This is a genomic window from Sphingomonas arantia (assembly GCF_042682045.1).
In the GTDB taxonomy this organism is placed as follows: Bacteria; Pseudomonadota; Alphaproteobacteria; order Sphingomonadales; family Sphingomonadaceae; genus Sphingomonas_R; species Sphingomonas_R arantia.
This window is the reverse complement of the sequence record NZ_JBHUGS010000001.1, coordinates 536,366-555,317: the sequence shown is the minus strand read 5'-3', so window position 1 is coordinate 555,317 and position 18,952 is coordinate 536,366. Positions and strand designations below refer to the sequence as shown.

The 18,952-nt window shown below is 68.4% G+C and carries 17 protein-coding genes; 5 read left to right on the top strand and 12 right to left on the bottom strand.

What is annotated here, in order from left to right:
- Positions 1 to 18: 18 nt before the first annotated feature.
- Both ctaD and coxB read right to left on the bottom strand, forming a co-directional pair.
- Positions 19 to 1,665 (bottom strand): cytochrome c oxidase subunit I, encoded by a 1,647-nt coding sequence (gene ctaD, locus ACFSGX_RS02675; RefSeq protein WP_380927266.1) that lies wholly within the window; start codon positions 1,663 to 1,665, stop codon positions 19 to 21.
- Complete coding sequence (coxB, locus tag ACFSGX_RS02670; RefSeq protein ID WP_380927265.1) at positions 1,662 to 2,918, bottom strand: cytochrome c oxidase subunit II; 1,257 nt, start codon at positions 2,916 to 2,918, stop codon at positions 1,662 to 1,664. Before coxB ends, ctaD begins: the two co-directional genes overlap by 4 nt.
- Before the next feature lie 201 nt (positions 2,919 to 3,119).
- On the opposite strand from coxB, the gene pyrE reads away from it, so the two are divergent.
- The 5 genes from pyrE to ACFSGX_RS02645 are packed head-to-tail and all read left to right on the top strand — an operon-like array spanning position 3,120 to position 6,803.
- Positions 3,120 to 3,701 carry an orotate phosphoribosyltransferase gene (gene pyrE, locus ACFSGX_RS02665; RefSeq protein ID WP_380927263.1) on the top strand — a complete coding sequence of 194 codons (582 nt, stop codon included), beginning with the start codon at positions 3,120 to 3,122 and terminating at the stop codon, positions 3,699 to 3,701.
- A complete protein-coding gene (locus ACFSGX_RS02660) occupies positions 3,698 to 4,432 on the top strand; it encodes a pyridoxine 5'-phosphate synthase (protein ID WP_380927261.1) in 735 nt (244 codons plus the stop codon). The genes pyrE and ACFSGX_RS02660 overlap by 4 nt, the downstream gene beginning before the upstream one ends.
- Positions 4,433 to 4,456: 24 nt before the next feature.
- The gene (gene acpS, locus ACFSGX_RS02655; RefSeq protein WP_380927259.1) at positions 4,457 to 4,876 is read left to right on the top strand and encodes a holo-ACP synthase; all 420 of its coding nucleotides are present in this window, start codon (positions 4,457 to 4,459) and stop codon (positions 4,874 to 4,876) included.
- Positions 4,877 to 4,893: 17 nt separating this feature from the next.
- The gene (gene lepB, locus ACFSGX_RS02650) at positions 4,894 to 5,754 is read left to right on the top strand and encodes a signal peptidase I (protein ID WP_380927258.1); all 861 of its coding nucleotides are present in this window, start codon (positions 4,894 to 4,896) and stop codon (positions 5,752 to 5,754) included.
- Complete coding sequence (locus ACFSGX_RS02645) at positions 5,751 to 6,803, top strand: AI-2E family transporter (protein WP_380927257.1); 1,053 nt, start codon at positions 5,751 to 5,753, stop codon at positions 6,801 to 6,803. Before lepB ends, ACFSGX_RS02645 begins: the two co-directional genes overlap by 4 nt.
- 306 nt (positions 6,804 to 7,109) lie before the next feature.
- Here ACFSGX_RS02645 and ACFSGX_RS02640 read toward each other — a convergent pair whose 3' ends face one another.
- The 10 genes from ACFSGX_RS02640 to ACFSGX_RS02595 all read right to left on the bottom strand — a co-directional run bounded on the left by ACFSGX_RS02640 (position 7,110) and on the right by ACFSGX_RS02595 (position 18,566).
- Positions 7,110 to 8,858 carry a M14 family metallopeptidase gene (locus tag ACFSGX_RS02640; protein ID WP_380927255.1) on the bottom strand — a complete coding sequence of 583 codons (1,749 nt, stop codon included), beginning with the start codon at positions 8,856 to 8,858 and terminating at the stop codon, positions 7,110 to 7,112.
- 428 nt (positions 8,859 to 9,286) lie between these two features.
- Positions 9,287 to 10,087, bottom strand: coding sequence for a pyrroline-5-carboxylate reductase family protein (locus ACFSGX_RS02635; RefSeq protein ID WP_380927253.1), 801 nt, complete (start codon positions 10,085 to 10,087; stop codon positions 9,287 to 9,289).
- Positions 10,084 to 10,593, bottom strand: a complete 510-nt coding sequence (locus tag ACFSGX_RS02630) for a type III secretion system chaperone family protein (RefSeq protein ID WP_157174918.1) — start codon at positions 10,591 to 10,593, stop codon at positions 10,084 to 10,086. The genes ACFSGX_RS02635 and ACFSGX_RS02630 overlap by 4 nt, the downstream gene beginning before the upstream one ends.
- Before the next feature lie 100 nt (positions 10,594 to 10,693).
- Complete coding sequence (locus ACFSGX_RS02625) at positions 10,694 to 11,062, bottom strand: accessory factor UbiK family protein (protein ID WP_380927251.1); 369 nt, start codon at positions 11,060 to 11,062, stop codon at positions 10,694 to 10,696.
- A gap of 21 nt (positions 11,063 to 11,083) precedes the next feature.
- The gene (locus ACFSGX_RS02620; RefSeq protein WP_380927249.1) at positions 11,084 to 11,638 is read right to left on the bottom strand and encodes a TspO/MBR family protein; all 555 of its coding nucleotides are present in this window, start codon (positions 11,636 to 11,638) and stop codon (positions 11,084 to 11,086) included.
- A gap of 25 nt (positions 11,639 to 11,663) precedes the next feature.
- On the bottom strand, positions 11,664 to 14,783 hold the full coding sequence (locus ACFSGX_RS02615) for an efflux RND transporter permease subunit (protein ID WP_380927247.1): 3,120 nt from the start codon (positions 14,781 to 14,783) through the stop codon (positions 11,664 to 11,666).
- Between the two features lie 4 nt (positions 14,784 to 14,787).
- Positions 14,788 to 15,990, bottom strand: coding sequence for an efflux RND transporter periplasmic adaptor subunit (locus ACFSGX_RS02610; protein ID WP_380927246.1), 1,203 nt, complete (start codon positions 15,988 to 15,990; stop codon positions 14,788 to 14,790).
- 49 nt (positions 15,991 to 16,039) lie between these two features.
- Positions 16,040 to 16,804 (bottom strand): TlyA family RNA methyltransferase, encoded by a 765-nt coding sequence (locus ACFSGX_RS02605; RefSeq protein WP_380927244.1) that lies wholly within the window; start codon positions 16,802 to 16,804, stop codon positions 16,040 to 16,042.
- Positions 16,805 to 17,091: 287 nt separating this feature from the next.
- A complete protein-coding gene (locus ACFSGX_RS02600) occupies positions 17,092 to 17,637 on the bottom strand; it encodes a TIGR02594 family protein (RefSeq protein WP_380927242.1) in 546 nt (181 codons plus the stop codon).
- Positions 17,634 to 18,566, bottom strand: coding sequence for a hypothetical protein (locus ACFSGX_RS02595; protein ID WP_380927240.1), 933 nt, complete (start codon positions 18,564 to 18,566; stop codon positions 17,634 to 17,636). The genes ACFSGX_RS02600 and ACFSGX_RS02595 overlap by 4 nt, the downstream gene beginning before the upstream one ends.
- Positions 18,567 to 18,952 lie beyond the last annotated feature (386 nt).

The following is an 18,952-nucleotide window of genomic DNA, read 5'->3' as shown; positions in this document are numbered from 1 at the left end:
CGCACAGGATACCGAAGGTCAGTCGATCTTCGGCAGGGTTTCGAACTGGTGGTACGGCGGCGGGCTGGACAGCGTCCATTCCAGCGTCGTTGCGCCCTCGCCCCACGGATTGTCCCCGGCCGGCTTCCCACCGATCAACGACACGACGAGGTTCACGAAGAAGAACAACATCCCAACCGCCATGATGCCGTAGCCCATGGTCGCCAGGTGGTTGTACCAGGCGAACGCGTCCGGATAATCCGGGATACGCCGCGGCATGCCGTCCAGCCCCAGGAAATGCATCGGGAAGAACAGCAGGTTCACGCCGACGAAGAACACCCAGAAGTGCAGCTGGCCGAGAACCTCGTTGTACATCTTCCCCGACATCTTGGGAAACCAGTAGTAGAAGCCCGCGAACAGCCCGAACACCGCACCGAGCGACAGCACATAATGGAAATGTGCCACCACATAATAGGTATCGTGCATGTAGTTATCGATGCCGCCGTTCGCCAGCACCACGCCGGTCACGCCACCGACGGTGAACATGAAGATGAACCCGATCGCCCACAGCATCGGCGTCTTGAAGCTGAGCGAGCCGCCCCACATCGTGGCGATCCAGGAGAAGATCTTGATCCCCGTCGGCACCGCGATCACCATCGTGGCGGCGGTGAAGTACATCTTGGTGTTCACGTCCAGGCCGGTCGTGAACATGTGGTGCGCCCACACGATGAACCCGACCACGCCGATCGCGACCATGGCGTAGGCCATGCCGAGATAGCCGAACACCGGCTTCCGGCTGAACGTCGCGATGATCTGGCTGACGATGCCGAAGCCCGGCAGGATCATGATGTACACTTCGGGGTGTCCGAAAAACCAGAACAGATGCTGGTACAGGATCGGGTTACCGCCCCCGCTAGCATCGAAGAACGCGGTGCCGAAGTTGCGATCGGTCAGCAGCATCGTGATCGCCGCGGCCAGCACCGGCAGCGCCAGCAACAGCAGGAACGCGGTGACCAGCACCGACCACACGAACAGCGGCATCTTGTGCAGCGTCATGCCCGGCGCGCGCATGTTGAAAATCGTGGTGATGAAGTTGATCGCCCCGAGGATCGACGATGCGCCGGCCAGATGGAGCGACAGGATCGCCATATCGACCGCGGCGCCCGACGATCCGATCGTCGACAGCGGCGGATAGACCGTCCAGCCCGTCCCCGCGCCGCCGACGAAGGCGGACCCGAGCAGCAGCATGAATGCCGGCACGATCAGCCAGAACGACACGTTGTTCATGCGCGGGAACGCCATGTCTGGCGCGCCGATCATGATCGGGATGAACCAGTTGCCGAACCCGCCGATCATGGCGGGCATCACCATGAAGAACACCATGATCAGGCCGTGCGCGGTGATCAGCACGTTCCAGAACTGGAGCGCCGCATCGCCTTCCTGCCCCGACCAGGCTTCCAGATACTGGATGCCCGGCGCCGCCAGCTCGGCCCGCATCAGGCCGGAGATCGCCCCGCCGATCACGCCCGCCAGAATGGCGAAGATCAGATAGAGGGTGCCGATGTCCTTGTGGTTCGTCGACATGAACCAGCGTTGGAAGAACGCCGGCTTATGGTCCGCATCATGGGCATGACCCGGCGCTTCGTGCGCCTGGAAATGCAGCGCGTTGGCTGTGCTATCGGTCATTTGGCCTGCGTGCCTTCATTTGCGGTGGCGCCCTGCGCGACGGGCTGGGCGGTCACGGTCGCGTCGATCGTCTTGTCACTGCCACCCGCACCGCGGCCGGCAATCGCGGCGTCGGCCGCCGGCGTCGGCACGGCGGCGGTCGCCGGGCTGGCGGGGCTGGTCGCATCCGGATTGGCGGCGCCCTTGGCGCCCGGCATCGTCCCGCCCTTCGACGCGACCCACGCCGCGAACTGCGGACGGCTCACCACTTCGACCGCGATCGGCATGAACGCATGGCGCGCCCCGCACAGCTCGGAACACTGGCCGTAATACACGCCGGGGCGGTCCACCTTGAACCAGGTCTCGTTCAACCGGCCGGGCACCGCATCCATCTTGGTCCAGAACGCCGGCACCGCGAAGCTGTGGATGACGTCGGCCGACGTCACGATCAGTTTCACCACCGCACCCGCGGGCACCACCATCCGCTCGTCCACCGCCAGCAGGCGGGGTCCGTCGGCGGGGGTGCGCGCACGCTGATCGCCGGTAACCTGGCCCGGCTCCTTCAGCATGTTCGACACGAGTTCGAAATCGCCGTTGTCGGGATATTGATAGGTCCAGTACCACTGGTTGCCGATCACCTTGACCGTCAGGTCGGCGGGCGGCGGGCTATATTGCTTGGCCAGGAGTCGGATCGATGGCACCGCGATGACCAGCAGGATCACGACCGGCGCAAGCGTCCAGAACACCTCCAGCCACGTGTTGTGCGAGGTCCGCGACGGTGTCGGGTTGGCGGCCCGTCGATACCGGAACACCACCCAGACGAGCAGCGCCAGCACGAACAGCGTGATGATCGTGATGATCGGCATCAGCACGATGTCGTGCATCCACGCCGCGTCCTGACCGACCTCGGTCACCTGATCCTGCAAACCGGCGCGCCCGTCGGGCAGGCCGATGCCGGGGGTCGGCAGGGCCTGCGGAATGGCGGCGGCGGCCGGATCGTTGCTCGACGGCACGTTGGCGCTCGCCTGGCCGATCGCGGGGGCGACGGGATCCACGCCCACGCCCTTCGGCGGCAGCGGTGCTGCCGCGGCGGCGGTCGGCGTCCCTTGCGCGGCATCGTTGACGATGGCCGGTGCCGGTGCGCCCGTCGGGGCGACGGTCTGCGCGGCGGCCGGGTTGGCAACCGCAGACGGCGGCGCCGCGGTCTGCGCAAGCGCCAGCGTCGGGCTCAGCACCACCGCCAGCGTCGCGATCATCGTCTTGAAGCCGTTCATTCATCCCCCGTTTCGGGCGGCGAAACGCCTTTGCGTCCCTTTAGCGCACCTGTCCAATTGTTCACCTATACCCGCCGCCGGTCCCGGCCTCAACCCGCTCCGCCGAAAACCGTGCGGCGCGGTTGCGGCGCGGTGGCCACCGCCCTATCTGCCGCCGGAACGATCGGCCCTGATCGTATTTTACCTTAAGGGTTGCCCCAAGTGCACGAAGACGAGGTCCTGGCCGAATTCCGCGAAGCCGGCGCGCTGCTCGAAGGACATTTTGTCCTATCATCCGGCCTGCACAGCCCACGATACCTGCAATGCGCCCGCGTGCTGATGGATCCGGCGCGCGCCGCCCGACTCGCCGCCGCCCTCGCGCTCTCGATCCCCGACAAGATCAAGATCCAGCTCGGCGCGGTCGTCAGCCCAGCGATGGGGGGCATCATCATCGGCCACGAAATGGGCCGCGCACTCGGGCTTGACGCGATGTTCGTCGAGCGCCCGACCGGCACGTTCGAACTGCGCCGCGGCTTCCGCCTGACTCCCGGCCTGAAGATCCTGCTGGTCGAGGACGTCGTCACCACGGGGCTGAGCTCGCGCGAGGCGATCCGCGCCATCAAGGACGAGGGCGGCGAGGTCATCGCCGCCGCCTCGCTCGTCGATCGCTCGAACGGCACCGTCGACCTGGGCGTCCCCTATTACCCGCTCATCCGGCTCGACGTGCCGAGCTACGCCGCCGACGCGCTACCACCCGAACTTGCGGCCATCCCGACGACGAAGCCCGGCAGCCGGGCGGCATGACCGCGCCGGGCCATCTCCGTCTCGGCGTCAACATCGATCACGTTGCCACGATCCGCAACGCACGCGGCGTCGCTTATCCCGATCCGGTCCGCGCCGGCCTCCTCGCCGAACAGGCCGGGGCCGACGGCATCACCGCGCATCTGCGCGAGGATCGCCGCCACATCACCGACGACGACATCGCCCGGCTCGCCGCCGCGCTCACCGTTCCGCTCAATTTCGAAATGGCCGCGACCGACGAAATGCTGGGCATCGCGCTACGCCACCGCCCGCATGCCGCATGCATCGTCCCCGAACGGCGCGAGGAACGCACGACCGAGGGCGGGCTCGACGCCGCCGGCCAGTATGACCGGCTCCAGCCGCTGGTCGCCGCGCTGCGCGATGCCGGCATCCGCGTGTCGCTATTCATCGCGCCCGAAGCGCGGCAGATCGACGCCGCGATCCGGCTCGGCGCCCCCGTCGTCGAACTGCACACCGGCCACTATGCCGACCTGCCGGACGCCGACCGCGCCACCGAACTGCGCCGCCTGTCCGATGCCGCCGCCCTTGCCGCGCGCAACGGAATCGAGGTCCATGCCGGCCACGGTCTCACCTACGACAATGTCGTCCCGGTCGCCGCGATCCCGCAGGTCGCCGAACTCAACATCGGCCACTTCCTGGTCGGCGAGGCGCTGTTCACCGGCCTCGACGCCAGCGTCCGCCAGATGCGCGCGCTGATGGACTCCGCGCGATGAACGTGTCTCGATGAGCATTCGGCGATGATCGTCGGCATCGGCTCCGACCTCTGCAATATCGACCGGATCCAGTCCTCGCTCGACCGGTTCGGCGATCGCTTTACCGACCGTGTCTTCACCCCCGCCGAACGGGCGAAGGCCGACAAGCGCCCCTTCACCCGCGCCGGCACCTACGCCAAGCGCTTCGCCGCCAAGGAGGCCTTTTCCAAGGCGGTCGGAACCGGGTTCAGGCGGGGCGTGTTCATGCGCGATATCGGGGTCGTCAATCTGCCCACCGGCGCGCCGACCCTGGCGCTGACGGGCGGCGCGAAAGCCAGGCTTGACGCGATGACGCCACCGGGCCACGCCGTCGATATCCATCTGACCATGACAGACGACCATCCCTTCGCGCAGGCCTTCGTCATCCTCTTCGCCCGCCCGATACGAGAAAGACAGACGCCGTGAGCGATACAAAGGCCGCAATGGCTGCCCCCGCAAAACCCGCTCCCCGGCCGACGGACTGGTGGGGCGAGGCGAAGGGCATCTTCTGGCTCGTGCTGGCCGTCCTCGCCTTCCACAGCCTGCTCGCCAAGCCGTTCTACATCCCCAGCGAATCGATGATGCCGACGCTGGTGAAGGGCGATCGGCTGGTCGTGACGAAATATCCCTATGGCTGGTCCTACGTCTCGCCCAGTTTCCACGTCCTGCCGTTCCTCCAGGGCCGGCTGTTCGGCCGCCTGCCGGAACGCGGCGACATCGTCATCGTCACCCCTCCGGGCAAGACATCGGACTATATCAAGCGTGTCATCGGCCTGCCCGGCGACCGCCTCGCCGTCCGCAACGGCACCGTCATCCTGAACGGCGTGCCCGTTCAGCGCCGCTCGGTCGGGACCGCCAAGATCCCGGTCGACGCCAACGTGCCGTGCGACCAGCCGCAGGTGATGCAGTACCGCGTCACCGGCGAAGACGGCCGGCTCTACTGCGCACTCCCGCTCGTCCGCGAAACGCTCCCCGGTGGTGCCACCTTCAACACGATCGACCTCGGCGACTATCCCGCGGTCGACGACTATGCCGAGATCACGATCCCGGCGAACCACGTCTTCCTGATGGGCGACAATCGCGATCAGTCCGCCGACAGCCGCGTTCCCGCCGATCAGGAAGGGTTGAACGGCCCGGTCCCGTACGAAAATCTCGGCGGCCGCGCGGAATTCATCACCTTCTCGCTCGACGGCACCTCGACCTGGCTCAACCCGATCAGCTGGTTTACCGCGATGCGCGGTGACCGGGCGGGCATCAGCCTCCACCCGGACCGTAGCGCCGCCGCCGTCACGCCCGCCAAATGAGCGGCGAGGAGCGGACCGAGACCCCCGGCCCGGCCGACAATAACGGCCCGATCGTAGGCCGCGAGCTGGTCCGCGCCGCGGTCTGGCTCGGCCTTGCCGCCGCGATCTTCCTCGTCTGGACGCTGTCGCAGACGATCCTCGTCATCATCGGCGCGTTCGTCATCTGCCAGATGCTCGACGGCGGCACCCGCCTGCTCGGTCGCATCCTGCCGATCGGCCGGTCGTGGCGGTTGCTGATCGTCTGCCTGGCGGTGCTCGGCTTCATGATCTGGGTCGTCTACTTCGCCGGCGCGTCGATCATGGGGCAGTTCGACATGCTCCGCACCACCGTGACGCAGCAGAGCGCCCGCGTGCTCGCCTGGGGCCAGTCGATGGGCCTGTCCGCCAGCGGCGCGCAGATGGATCAGGTCGGGCAACAACTGATGGGCTCGATCGGCAAGCTCACCTCCGCGGTCGGCACCGCGTTCGGCGCGCTTTCGTCGATCGCCATGATCGTGGTGCTCGGGCTATTCTTCGCGGCCGACCCCAAGCTGTACGAACGCGGCATCGCCTGGATGCTTCCGCTCGACGGGCGCGAGTCCTTCTACAAGACCGCCGCCAAGATGGGCCACATGCTGCGCATGCTGATGTTCGGCCGGCTGATCGGCATGGCGGTCGAAGGGGTCGGCACCTGGGCGCTGCTGGCGATCGGCGGCGTGCCGATGGCCGGGCTGCTCGGCATCCTCACCGGCCTGCTCGCCTTCCTGCCCAACATCGGCGCGATCGTGTCGGGCGTGCTGATCGTGCTCGTCGGGTTCAGCCAGGGCGTCGACACCGGCCTCTGGGCGGTCGGCGTTTACTGCGTCGTCCAGGTGATCGACGGCTACATCATCGTGCCCATGGTGGCCAAACGCTCTGTCGACCTCGCCCCCGCCCTCGTCCTCGGCGCCCAACTCCTGTTCGGCGCCCTCTTCGGCATCCTCGGCCTGGCGCTGGCCGACCCGATCGTCGCGATGATCAAGGTGATGCTGGAACAACGCTCGAGAGAAGCCGCGGCGGAAGCGGCTTAAAGCACCGCGCGCAACGGCGTCCAAAGCAAAGCCCCCTCCCTTTCAAGGGAGGGGGTTGGGGGTGGGTGCAACAGCACCACGAATCCAACGCATCGACGAAGCCCGCTCCCCTCACCGGCCACGCAAGACCGGTCGTCGATCGTTCGCAATCGACCGCGCAAAGCCAGCCCGATCGTATCCCCGCGGACGCGGTCAGATGACCGGTGGCCGGTCGTCTAGAGCCCGTCACACATGACGCGACCGTCGCACCCCCGTCATGCGAGCGGTGGCTGGACATCCCTTAAGCCCAACCGAGGAACCCAACCCTCACCGCACCTCACGCCCCACCGGATACACCAGATACCGCGCGTCAAAATAAGGCGACCGCTCGTAGAACCACGCCAGCCGCGCCCGCGCATCGCCGGCGAACTTCGCATCCCCCTTCACCTTCGCCGCAAACGCCGCCCGCAACGCCGGATCGCGCGCCAGCATCGCGTCTGCCATCGGCGCCACCACATAGGCCTCCATATATTCGGTCCGCTGCAGGATCTCCGGAAAGAACCCCCACGCCAGCAACCCGTCCGGGCTCTCCGGCTCCAGCAACGCCGCCGCCAGCTGCTCCAGCGGCTGGTCCGCCGGCACCCGCACCGATCCCGCCGGCCAGGTCTCTCGCGCCACGCCGTGCACATAGGTCGCGGACTTCAGCGGCACCCGCCCCTCGTTCGCATCGCCCAGTACCGGATCGACCAGCCGCACCCGCTCCGTCGCCACCGTCCGCGGGGCAGCGATCGTCTCCATCTCCACCCCGTGAAGCCGCAGCCGCGCGATCACGTCGGGTCGGCTCGCCGGCACCCACCACGCGCGCGGCAGCCGCGTCGTCACGTCCGGCTCCTCGCCCCAGATCGGCATCTGCACCCGCGTCGGCTGCCCGGTCCAGCGGATCACCTCGCCCCCGGCAGCAGCCGACGGGACCATGTCATGCGATATACCGTCGAACGCCCGCGTCGCGCCCGGTGCTGCGCTCCGCTTCCACGCCAGCACCTGCTCGGCCGGCCGCGCCTTCCGATCCGCCGCGATCGCCGCCCGCGCCCCCGCTCCGTCCGCGCCGAGTAGCCGCAACGACGCCTCGATCAGCACATAGCTGCCCAGCACGCGCTGGCGATACGGCTTCAGCGAATGCGTCTCGACCAGCACTGTCGGCACATGGCGCAGGTCGCCATAACCGTCCGAAAACCGCCCCGTGCTGGCCGTATCCTCGATCCCCTTGTCCGGATCGGGATCGATGGTCGAGATATACTGATACGGCTTGTGCCCCGCCGCGGTCAGCGCCGCGTCGACCGCTGGCCGGTACGTCCGGTCCAGCCACCGCCCGACCGCCGCCGACTGCGCATAACGCCCGCCGAAACCGTTGAAATCGGTCGTGATGTCATACTGATAATCGATCCCGTCGGTGACGTGGATGTCGAGGTACAGCGCCGGGTCCCATTTGCGGATCAGCCCGATCATCGCCTGCATCTCGGGCGTATCGGCCTTCAGATAATCGCGGTTCAGATTCATATTCTGCGCCGTCGTCCGCCAGCCCTGCCCCGCCGGCCCACGCTGGTTCGGCCGGTTATAGTCCCCCGCCCGCTCATGCCCGTCGACGTTGAAGATCGGCACGAACACCAAGGTCGCGCGGTCCAGCAAGCCGTCCTTCCCGCGCAACGCGATGTCGCGCAGCAGCATCAGCCCCGCATCCTTTCCGTCGATCTCGCCCGCATGGATCCCCGCCTGCACCATCAGCACCGGCTTGCCTGCACCAGGTTTCGACGCGACCACCGCATATAACAGCCGCCCCTCCGGCGACCGCCCGAACGGCTCGATCCGCAACAACGGCGACGCCGCCACCAGCCGATCGACCCACGCCCGCGTCTCCGCATAGGACGGCGTCGTCGCAAACCCGCTCGCTTCCGACGGCGTGATCCACGGATCCCCCGCCTTGACGACCAGCGCGACGCTCTTCCCCGACCAGGGCTGCACCGGCGGCAACGGCGCCTGCGGAAACGCAGCGGCCAGCATCGTCAGCAGGGCGATCATAGGGGCAAATCCTCCATCGGCGGTCTCCACCCCAACCGTTCGTGCTGAGTAGCGGCCGAGTAGCGCTCTTGCGCGTATCGAGGGCGCGTATCGAAGCACCGGTCACGCGATCCTTCGATACGGGTCTTCGACTACGCTCAGCCCCTACTCAGGACGAACGGGCGGGGAATGACTAGGCGTAAGGTGACGCTCACTATCCGGCAACCCCGCGCTAGCCCCCACCCACACCCAAACCCCGTTCGGTTCGAACCTGTCGAGAACGGCGATGAGTTCTCGACAAGCTCGAACCAAACGGGGTTAGTGAGTTATTTGGAGAGGTGTCATCTGCCTCAGCACCGCATCACCAAACCCCGCCCATCTGATTGAAGTCGAGGGACCCCGCGAGCGCAGCCGAGAAGCCCACAGCCCCCCAAGCGCTCCAATAAACATCAGCGAGCAGCCGCCGCCATCTCGCGGTTCCGTGCCACAGCCGCCGCGATCGTCCGCGTCATCAACGCCCCCAACCCAGCATCCCCATCGAGAACATCCAACCCCTTGCGCGTACTCCCGCCAGGGCTTGCCACCCGCTCAGCCATCTCCGCCGGCCCGACATCCGAAGACCCAGCCTGAGCCGCCGCCCCCACGACCGTCGCCAGCGCCAGCTCCGCCGCCATCTCCACCGACAACCCGGCCGCGACCCCCGCCGCCGCCAGCGCATCGACGAACCGGTACAGGAACGCCGGTCCCGACCCGGCCACCGCCGCCACCACGTCCATCGCCGCCGCATCGTCCATCCAGGCCACCAGCCCGAGCGGCGCCATCAGTTCATCGATTGCCGCCCGCAGCTCAGGCCCGTCGTCGACCATATGCAACCCCACGACCCCCTGCCCGATCGCCACCGGCAGGTTTGGCATCGCCCGCACGATCCGCGCCCCCGGAAACCGCGCGCGCAGCGCCGCATCCTCGACCCCCGCCAGGATCGACACCAGCACCGTCCCCGGCCGCATCCCCGCCGCCAGCGGCCCCGCAACCAGATCCAGCATCTGCGGCTTCACCCCGAGCAGCACCAGCTCGGGCGCATCGCTATCCGTCGGCACCGCGGACAAGGTCGTGACACCCTCGGCAAACGCCACCCCGGACTTCCGGATCACCGTCAGCCGCGCCGGGTCCAGCCCAGTCGCCAACCAGCGGCGCAGCATCGCGCCGCCCATATTGCCCGCGCCGACCGCCCAGATCGACCCGAAGCTCATGCCTCGCCCTGCGTCTCGATCAGCGCCGCGGCGATCGCCTCGGCCGGCGTCTTGTCCGCCCACAGCACGAATTGGAACACTGGGTAGAACCGCTCACACTCGTCGATCGCCGCCTCGACCAGCGTCTCTGCCTGGTCCAGCGTCAGCACGCTCTCGCCCTCGCCGTCGAGCAGCGCGGCATGGCGGAACAGCAGCATGCCGGACGACGCCCACAGCTCGAAATGCCCGATCCACAGCTGTTCGTTGATCAGCCCGATCGTCTCGTACATCGCGGCGCGCTTGTCCGCCGCGACGCGCACGTCGGGCAATGCCAGGAACTGCAGGACCTGGTCTTCCTCGCGCCACACCGCGCGCAGCTCGTACAATGTCCAGCTACCCTGGAAATGCGCGACGATTTCCTCGTCGCCCTGCCGCTCGCTCGACCAACCATGCGCCTCGAAATACTCTTCGAGCATGTCGATCGGCGCACTCGGATCCGCGGCGGCTTCCTCGTCGTCCAGCGTCATACGCCCAAATCCAACCGTGATGACCCTGCTTGGACGCCACAAAGCGCCCGGGCAACCCGTGGTCGCCCGGACGTCACCGATAAACTGTGGATAAGCCGCCTCAGGACGGTGCGACCGTCCCGTCGGACCCGTAGGCGGTCGGCGACCCACCGTATGACTGGCCCTGCGACTGCGACTGCGTCGTCGGCGCTTCGACCACGCTCGGCGCGACAGTCGGCGACACGCGATCCGCCTTCGCCTCCAACGCCGCGATCCGCGCGCGCAGCGTGTCGGCCTCGTCGCGTGCGGCGGCGGCCATTGCCTTCACCGCCTCGAACTCGTCGCGCGACACGAAATCGAGCCCGCCGATCCACTCGCGCGCCCGGCTGCGTGCCGACGACTCGGCTTCGCGCCCGACGCCGGCCAGCGTTCCGGCGGCGCCGTTCATCATCTTCACGATGTCGTCGATGAAGCGGTTCTCGGTCTGCATGCTCTGTCCCAACCCGATTATTCAGACGTGAAGGTGGGGCCTATGGTCAGAATGTGCAACCTCCGCCGCCGCCGGGTTCATCCGCCCGATCTCGAAATTCAGCGCCGCGGCCAGGCACAGCCACGCCAGATACGGCAACATCAGCAGCCCCGCCGCCGGCCGGATCGCCCAGAACACCCGCGCGGTCAGCGCGGCGAACAGCAGGATCAGCAGGATCAGCCCGAACGCCGGCCAGATCCGGTGCGCGGCAAAGAACAGCGGCGACCACGCCAGGTTCAACGCCAGCTGCACCGCGAACAACCCGATCGCCCGCCCGCGCCCCTGCGCCCCGCGCGCCGCCACGATCATCACCAGCGCGACGCCCATCATCAGGTACAGCAGGCTCCACGCCACGCCGAACATCCAGCCCGGCGGCGTGAACCCCGGCTTGGCCAGCGCCGCGAACCAGTCATTGCCATATCCGGACCCCGACAGCCGCCCCGATGCCAGCCCGAGCAGCAGGACCAGCGGCACCAGCACGATGCCCCAGCGCAGCCCGGCCATGCGGATCTGCCCGCGCGATGCGATCTCACCCATGCCGTACCCTGCTCCCCATCGCCCGCTATTCCGCGGGCTGTTCCACCGCGCCAGACGGTCCGCCCCGCAACTGCGCGTCCAGCCGGCGCGACACCGCCTGGGGCGATTCGGTCCGGCGGGCCACCAGCAGGTACAACAACGGAATGAGGAAAATGGTTACTAGCGTCGCGATCGACACGCCCCACACCACCACGACGCCGATTGACCGCCGCGCGGCCGCCCCCGCGCCGCTCGCTAGCATCAGCGGCACAGCCCCCGCCACGGTCGCGATCGACGTCATCAGGATCGGGCGCAGCCGCCGCGCCGCCGCCTGCGCGATCGCATCGCTGAACGCCACGCCCTCGTCGCGCAACTGGTTGGCGAACTCCACGATCAGAATGCCGTTCTTCGCCGCCAGCCCCACCAGCATCACGATGCCGACCTGGCTGTACAGGTTCAGCGTCTCGCCCATCGCGGCCAGCCCGATGATCCCGCCCGCCACCGCCAGCGGCACCGTCGTGATGATCACGGCGGGATGCACGAAGCTCTCGAACTGCGCGGCGAGCAGCAGGTAGACGACCACGATCGTCAGCGCGAACACCAGCAGGATCGAATTGCCCGTCTCACGGAACGCCTGGCTTTCACCGCGATACCCGATCGCGCTGATCTCGGGCGATGCGGCCGCTTCCGTCTCCAGGAACGTCAGCGCGGAGCCCAGCGAGTAGCCCGGCGCCAGCGCACCCTGCAACGTGATGGCGCGCGCCTTGTTGTACCGCCCCAGCTCGCGCGCATCCGCCCCCTGCCGCGTGCGGACCAGGTTGGCGAGCGGCACCAGCTGCCCCGATGCGGACCGGACATAGACCTGCTGCAGGTCGCGCTCGACCGACCGGCCGTCCGCCTCCGCCTGCACGATCACGCGATATTCCTCACCGCGATCGACATAGGTCGACACCCGCCGCGACCCCATCAGTGTCTGCAACGCCTGGCTCACCGCATCCACCGACACGCCCAGCGCGCCCGCGCGCTCCGTATCGACGTCGATCAGCAGCTGCGGCTTGGTTTCCTTATAGTCGCTGTCCAAGTTGACGAGCCCGGGGTTCTGCGCCGCCGCCGCCAGGATCCGGTCCCGCGCGCGCGCCAGTTCGGCATAGCTTGCGCCCGCGATCACGAAATTGATCGGCTGCCCGCGCCCACGGCCGAGCGAGGAGGGCGACGCCGCATTGCCGCGCATCGCCGGCATCTCGCGCACCTTCGCGTTGATCGCCTCGATCACCTGCTGCGTCGTCTCGGTCCGCTCCTCCCACGGCTTCAGGAACACGACCATCCGGCCGGTATTGAAATCCTCGTCCGCGCCGCCGCCGGGCAGGCGGGTCAGCGCGCCGCGCACCGGCCCCTCGCCGACCAGCGGCAGGATCTTCTGCTCTACGCGCTTCATCTGGCGGTCCAGCTCGGCGAAGCCCGTCCCCTCCGCGGTCGACAGCTGCACCTGGATCACGCCGACATCCTCGGCCGGCGCCAGTTCGGAATTGAGCGTCGTGTAGAGCACCCCCGCCAGCACCAGCACGCCCGCCGTCACGCCCAGCACGATCCACGGCTTGGCGAACGCGCGCGCCAGCGACCGGTCGTACCCACGCTCGATCCGCTGGAACCGCGCGTCGATCCAATGCGCGAACCGCCCGCGCTCCTCGTTCCGCAACAGCTTGGAACACAGCATCGGCGCCAGGCTCAGCGCCAGGAAGCCCGAAAACGCCACCGCCCCCACCATCGCCACCGCCAGCTCGCGGAACAGCAACCCCGTCTGACCCGACAGGAACATGATCGGCACGAACACCGCGCACACCACCAAAGTGGTCGAAATCACCGCGAACCCGACCTGCCGCGTGCCGAGATAGGACGCGACCAGCGGGTCCTCACCCTGTTCGATCCGGTGGTACACATTCTCCAGCACAACGATCGCATCGTCGACGACCAGCCCGATCGCCAGCACCAGCGCCAGCAGCGTCAGCAGGTTGATCGAGAACCCGCCCGCCCACAGCACCGCGAACGTGCCGAGCAGACAGATCGGCACCGTCACCGCAGGGATCAGCGTCGCGCGCCACGACCCCAGGAACAGGAAGATCACCAGCACCACCAGCACCGCGGCCTCGGCCAGCGTGTGGTACACACCCTCGATCGCGCGATCGATGAAAAGCGAACTGTCCGACGCCACGTCGATCCGCATGCCCGCGGGCAGACCCGGCGTCGCGGCGGCCGCAACCGCCTTGGCCGCCTCCGCCACCGCCAGCGTATTGGCGCCCGATTGCCGCACGATGCCTAGGCCCACGCCAGTCTTGCCGTTCGACCGGAACGCCGAATACGGATTCTCCGGCCCCAGCTCGACCCGTGCGACATCGCCCAGCCGGACGAGATAGCCGCCCGCCCCGCGCGCCACGATCAGGCGTGCAAACTGCTCGGGCGTCGCGAACGACCGGTTGACGCGCACCGTGACATTCTGGCTCTGCGCCTCGATCCGCCCAGCCGGCAGCTCGACATTCTGCGTCCGCATCGCCGTCTCGACATCGCCCGGCGTCAGCGCGAACGCGCCCAGCTTTGCGGGGTCCAGCCACACGCGCATCGCCGGCCGCGCCTCGCCGCCGACCTGCACCTGCGCGACACCGGGAATGGCCGAGAACCGATCGACCAGGTTGCGGTCGGCCCAGTCCGACAACTGGATGCGCGTCCAACCCGGCGGTGCCGACAGCGCGAACCAGATCACCGGCTGCGCATCGGCATCCACCTTGCGCACCTCGGGCGGCAACGTGCCGTCGGGCAGGTCCTCCGCCGCGCCGCCCACCCGGTCGCGCACGTCGTTCGCCGCCGAATCGACATCGCTGCCTGGCGCGAACTCGACCGAGATGTTCGACGCCCCGTCGCGCGACACCGACGTGATCGTCTGGATCCCTGCGATCCCGGCGAGCCGCTCCTCAAGCAACTGCGTCACCCGGCTCTCGACCACATTGGCCGCCGCGCCGGTATAGGTCGTCGACACCGAAACGATCGGCGGATCGACGTCGGGATATTCGCGCACCGACAGCGAAAAGAACGCGACGATCCCGACGACGGTCAGCAGGATCGCCAGCACCGCCGCGAAGATCGGCCTGCGCACCGAGACATCGGACAGCATCATCGCGTCAGACCCGGATCATACCGGATGCACTCTGGCCGGACGCACCCATGTCCGAAGAAGACGCACCCCCGCGAACACGAAGCGTACCCCCGCGCAGGCGGGGGTCCAGCTCCGCGCTCCGAACTGTATCCCCGCCTCCGCGGGGATACGGCACCACCGTAACACGCGCCGCAGCCGCCTTCGCCGCCCCGGTCCGCACCTTGATGCCGTCGGTCACCTTGACCACACCCTCGCCCACCACGCGCTGACCGGCACGCAACCCGGACAAGATCTCGATCATCCCATCCCGCCGAATGCCCGTCTTCACCGGCGTCCGCCGCGCGTTCCCGCCCGCGTCGATCACGAACACATAGCGTTCCTCGCCCTCGCCCACGACGGACAGTTCGGGCACCGCGATCGCCGTCCGCGGATCGCTCTCGATCGCGACGCTTAGCAGCATCCCCGGCTTCAGCATCCGGTCGCCATTGTTCAGCACCGCGCGCACCACCACCGACCGCGTCGCCGGATCGACCACCGAATCGATCGTCGCGATCGTCCCGCGGAACGGCCGGTCGGGATAGGCCGCCGCGCGCGCCTCGATCGCCTGCCCCGGCTTGATCGACGCGAGCAACGTCTCGGGCACCGGAAAATCCAGCTTGATCCGCGACAGGTCGCTGATCGTCGCGATCTCGGTCCCGGCCTGCACCACCGCACCGGCGGAGATCATGCGCAGCGACACCTGTCCCGAAAACGGCGCGCGCACCACGCGGTCGCCGATCGCCGCATCCGCCGCCGCTGCCTGCGCCCGCGCGATCGACGCCGCCGCCACCTGCGTATCGACGCTGGCGTTGGTCGCGAAACCGCGCGCCTTCAGCTGTTGCAGGCGGTTCAGCTGCTGCCCGGCGACGCGCGCCTGCGCCTGCGCCTCTTCCAGCTGGGCCGTCTCCTGCCCGCGCGCCAGCGTCGCGATCACCTGGCCGCGCTGTACGTAGCCGCCATCCTCGAAATTCAGCTTCAGGATGCGTTCCGTCACTGGCGCGGACACCGTTACCTGCTCGTTGGCGCGCGCGGTGCCGACCGCATCGATCCGGTCGACGAACCGCGCCGGCGCCGCCATCGCGACGGTCACCAGCGGCGCGGCGCGGCTTCCGCCACGCGCCCCGTCACTGGCGTCACCCCCACAGGCGGCCAGCAGAAACATCAGGAGGGCGGGCAGGATCGGGCGCATTGAAGGCGTTGAGCTACCCCGACAAATGCACCATGACAAGGATAGTAGCTCAGACTGGGTCGATAAGACCCATGCCGCCATCCTTCACCGCACCCAGCAGGAACTCGACATTCCCCTCCGGTCCGGTGATCGGGCTCGTCGCGATGCCGGCCACCGTCCAGCCGCGTGCTCGAATCCAGTCCGCCGCCGCCGCGCACACCCGCGCATGCACCGCCGGGTCGCGCACCACGCCGCCCTTCTCCACCTCGTCGCGCGCCGCCTCGAACTGCGGCTTCACCAGCGCGAGCAGCCGCCCGCCCGGCCGCACGAACTCGATCGCGCGGTCCAGCACGGCGGACAACGCGATGAAGCTCGCGTCGCACACCACGATATCGATCGGCTCGGCGATCTGGTCCGCGGTCAGGCTCCGCGCACTCGTCTTCTCCATCACCACGACCCGGGCGTCCTGGCGCAGCTTCCACGCCAGCTGGTTCGTCCCCGAATCGACCGCATAGACCTTCGCCGCCCCGCCGGTCAGCAGCACGTCGGTAAAGCCACCGGTCGAAGACCCGACGTCGATCGCCATCGCGCCGCTGACATCCCACCCGAAATGCGCCAGCCCATGCGCCAGCTTCACGCCCCCGCGCGACACCCACGGATGCTCGCGCCCCTTCACGCTCACCGGCGCGTCGATCGCCAGCAACTGCCCCGCCTTGTCGATCCGCCGCGTCTCCGAAAACACCAGCCCCGCCAGCACCAGCGCCTGCGCCCGCGCGACACTCTCGGCGAGCCCGCGCTCCACCAGCATCCGATCCACCCGCAGCGTCTTGGCCATGCATCCCCATGGCGGATGCAAAGCACGGGGGGAAGCCTTGCCGCTTCCCGCTTCCCGCTTCCCGCTTCCCGCTGCAGCGCCGGAGTCGCTGGCCAAACCCCTCACCAAAACGCCGTTCGGTTCGAGCTTGTCGAGAACTGCCCCATCTCGCACCCGGACTAAACCCGTCGAGACCAACCCAAACCCCGTTCGGTTCGAGCCTGTCGAGAACCCTGCGCGCCGTTCTCGACAGGCTCGAACCGAACGGAGGGTGGGAGGGGTCGCTCAAACTCGGACCACAGCACCCCTCAAGCCTCATCCACCGACAAACCCCCCGCCGCCGCGAGCCGCCGCACCGTCACAGTAGCCGGCGCCAGCCGATAAGGCGGCCGTCGCACAGCCCGCATCCGCCCCCGCGCGATCCGCGCAAAGCCCACCGCATCGCCCTGATTTCCCCCCAAGACATGCCACGCCGCGGCATCCTCTCCCACATACAGCGCCACATGCCCGCCCCCCGGCCGCACGAACGTCATCACATCACCCAGCATCGGCCGGTCCGCCGCCACCCCGAACTTGCCCCAGTTCAGCGCCCACAGCGGCGCGTCCGGCACCGCCCACCCCGCCCGCCGCGCCACCACCGCCAGGTACAGCCCACACCACGGCGTCGCATCGGCGCGATACCCCGCCACCTTCGCCTCCCGCGCCCAGTCCAGGATCGCCGGAGTATCCTTCGCCCCCGCCGTCTCGCGCACGCCGTACAGCGCCAGCCCCTCGGCCAGCATCCGCGGCAAGGTCCCGATCGACCCCAGCCAGCGATACGCCGCCGGCAAAACCTTCGCGTCGAACCCGCTCATGCCGCCAGCACCATACGCAGCGCGCGCAACCGCACGACATGCGGCTCGTCGACCAGCAGCGCGACCACCCCCGGCTCCAGCCCCAGCGGCTCCGCCAGCGCCCCCGCCCCGATCCGTTCCAGATCGAACAGCGTCCGGACATGCACCGCCCGCAACGCCCGCGCCGCCGCACTGCCGACACGCAGCGCCAGTTGCGCCTGCCCCACCCAGTCGACCACCTGATGCAGCCCGTAGGGCGTCGCGAGATGCACCAGCACCGGGTTCGCGGTCGCCAGATTCTGCACGTCGTACCAGCCGCCCTGCTCCAGCCGCCGTGCGATCTCGCCGTCGATCCCGTCGATCATCTCCAGCGGCTGCACGCTCGTCCCCGCCAGCGCCGCGTCGTCGATCGGCTTGGCGAACCGCACCCGCAACCGCCGCCCGATCCCCGCCAGCCCCAGGTCGGGCGCATACCCCGCCGCGAACGCCAGCCCCGTCGCCAAACTCGCCGCGTCCCCGGTCCCATCCAGGCCCAGCACCCGCGCCCCGACCAGCGCCACCACCGCCCCCTGCACCAGATGCACCGCGCACCTGAGCCACAGCAAAGCGGTCAGCTCGTCATTCTGTACCGCCCGCACCAGCATCCGCGCGGTGACGAGATACCCACCGAGGAACGCCGCCCCCGCAACCGCCCCACCCGGCACCAGCAACACCCCGAACCCCGCCGCACACAGCAGCAGATACGGCAAGGCCGCCGCCATCCCCGCGTCGCCGTCCGCATAACGCTCCCGCGCCTGCACGAACGCCCCCGCCTCCGCGATGCGCGCACTCAGCCCCGCAATCCGCCGCCGCCGCTCCGCCCGCACCCACGCCGCCACCGCCAGCACCGCGACCGCAAACGCCAGCCCCCCGGCCACCGCGGCCGCCACCCTGATCCAACCCCGATCCATAAGAACTCCCCCAAAAGAGAGCCCGCATGGCGAGCCTGACAGCAGCAAATCCAAATAGGACAGCGGTTTTTAGGGGGTGCGGCGCGTGCCAAGAACGCCCACCGCGACCTCTCCCCATTCAAAACCCCGTTCGTCCTGAGTAGGGACTGAGCGAAGTCGAAGGCCCGTATCGAAGGATCAGTCCTGCCCGCCAGCCAATGCTTCGATACGGCCCCTCGATACGCGCCAGAGCGCTACTCGGTCTCTACTCAGCACAAACGGGGGGGAGGTTTTGATAGGCAAGAAACAACGAAGCGTCGAAAGCCGGGCGAGCGACGCGCCCATTCGAGCCACGCGCAGAAGGTTTACCAGTGTGAGGACTTAACAAACCCCGCCCATCCCGAGCG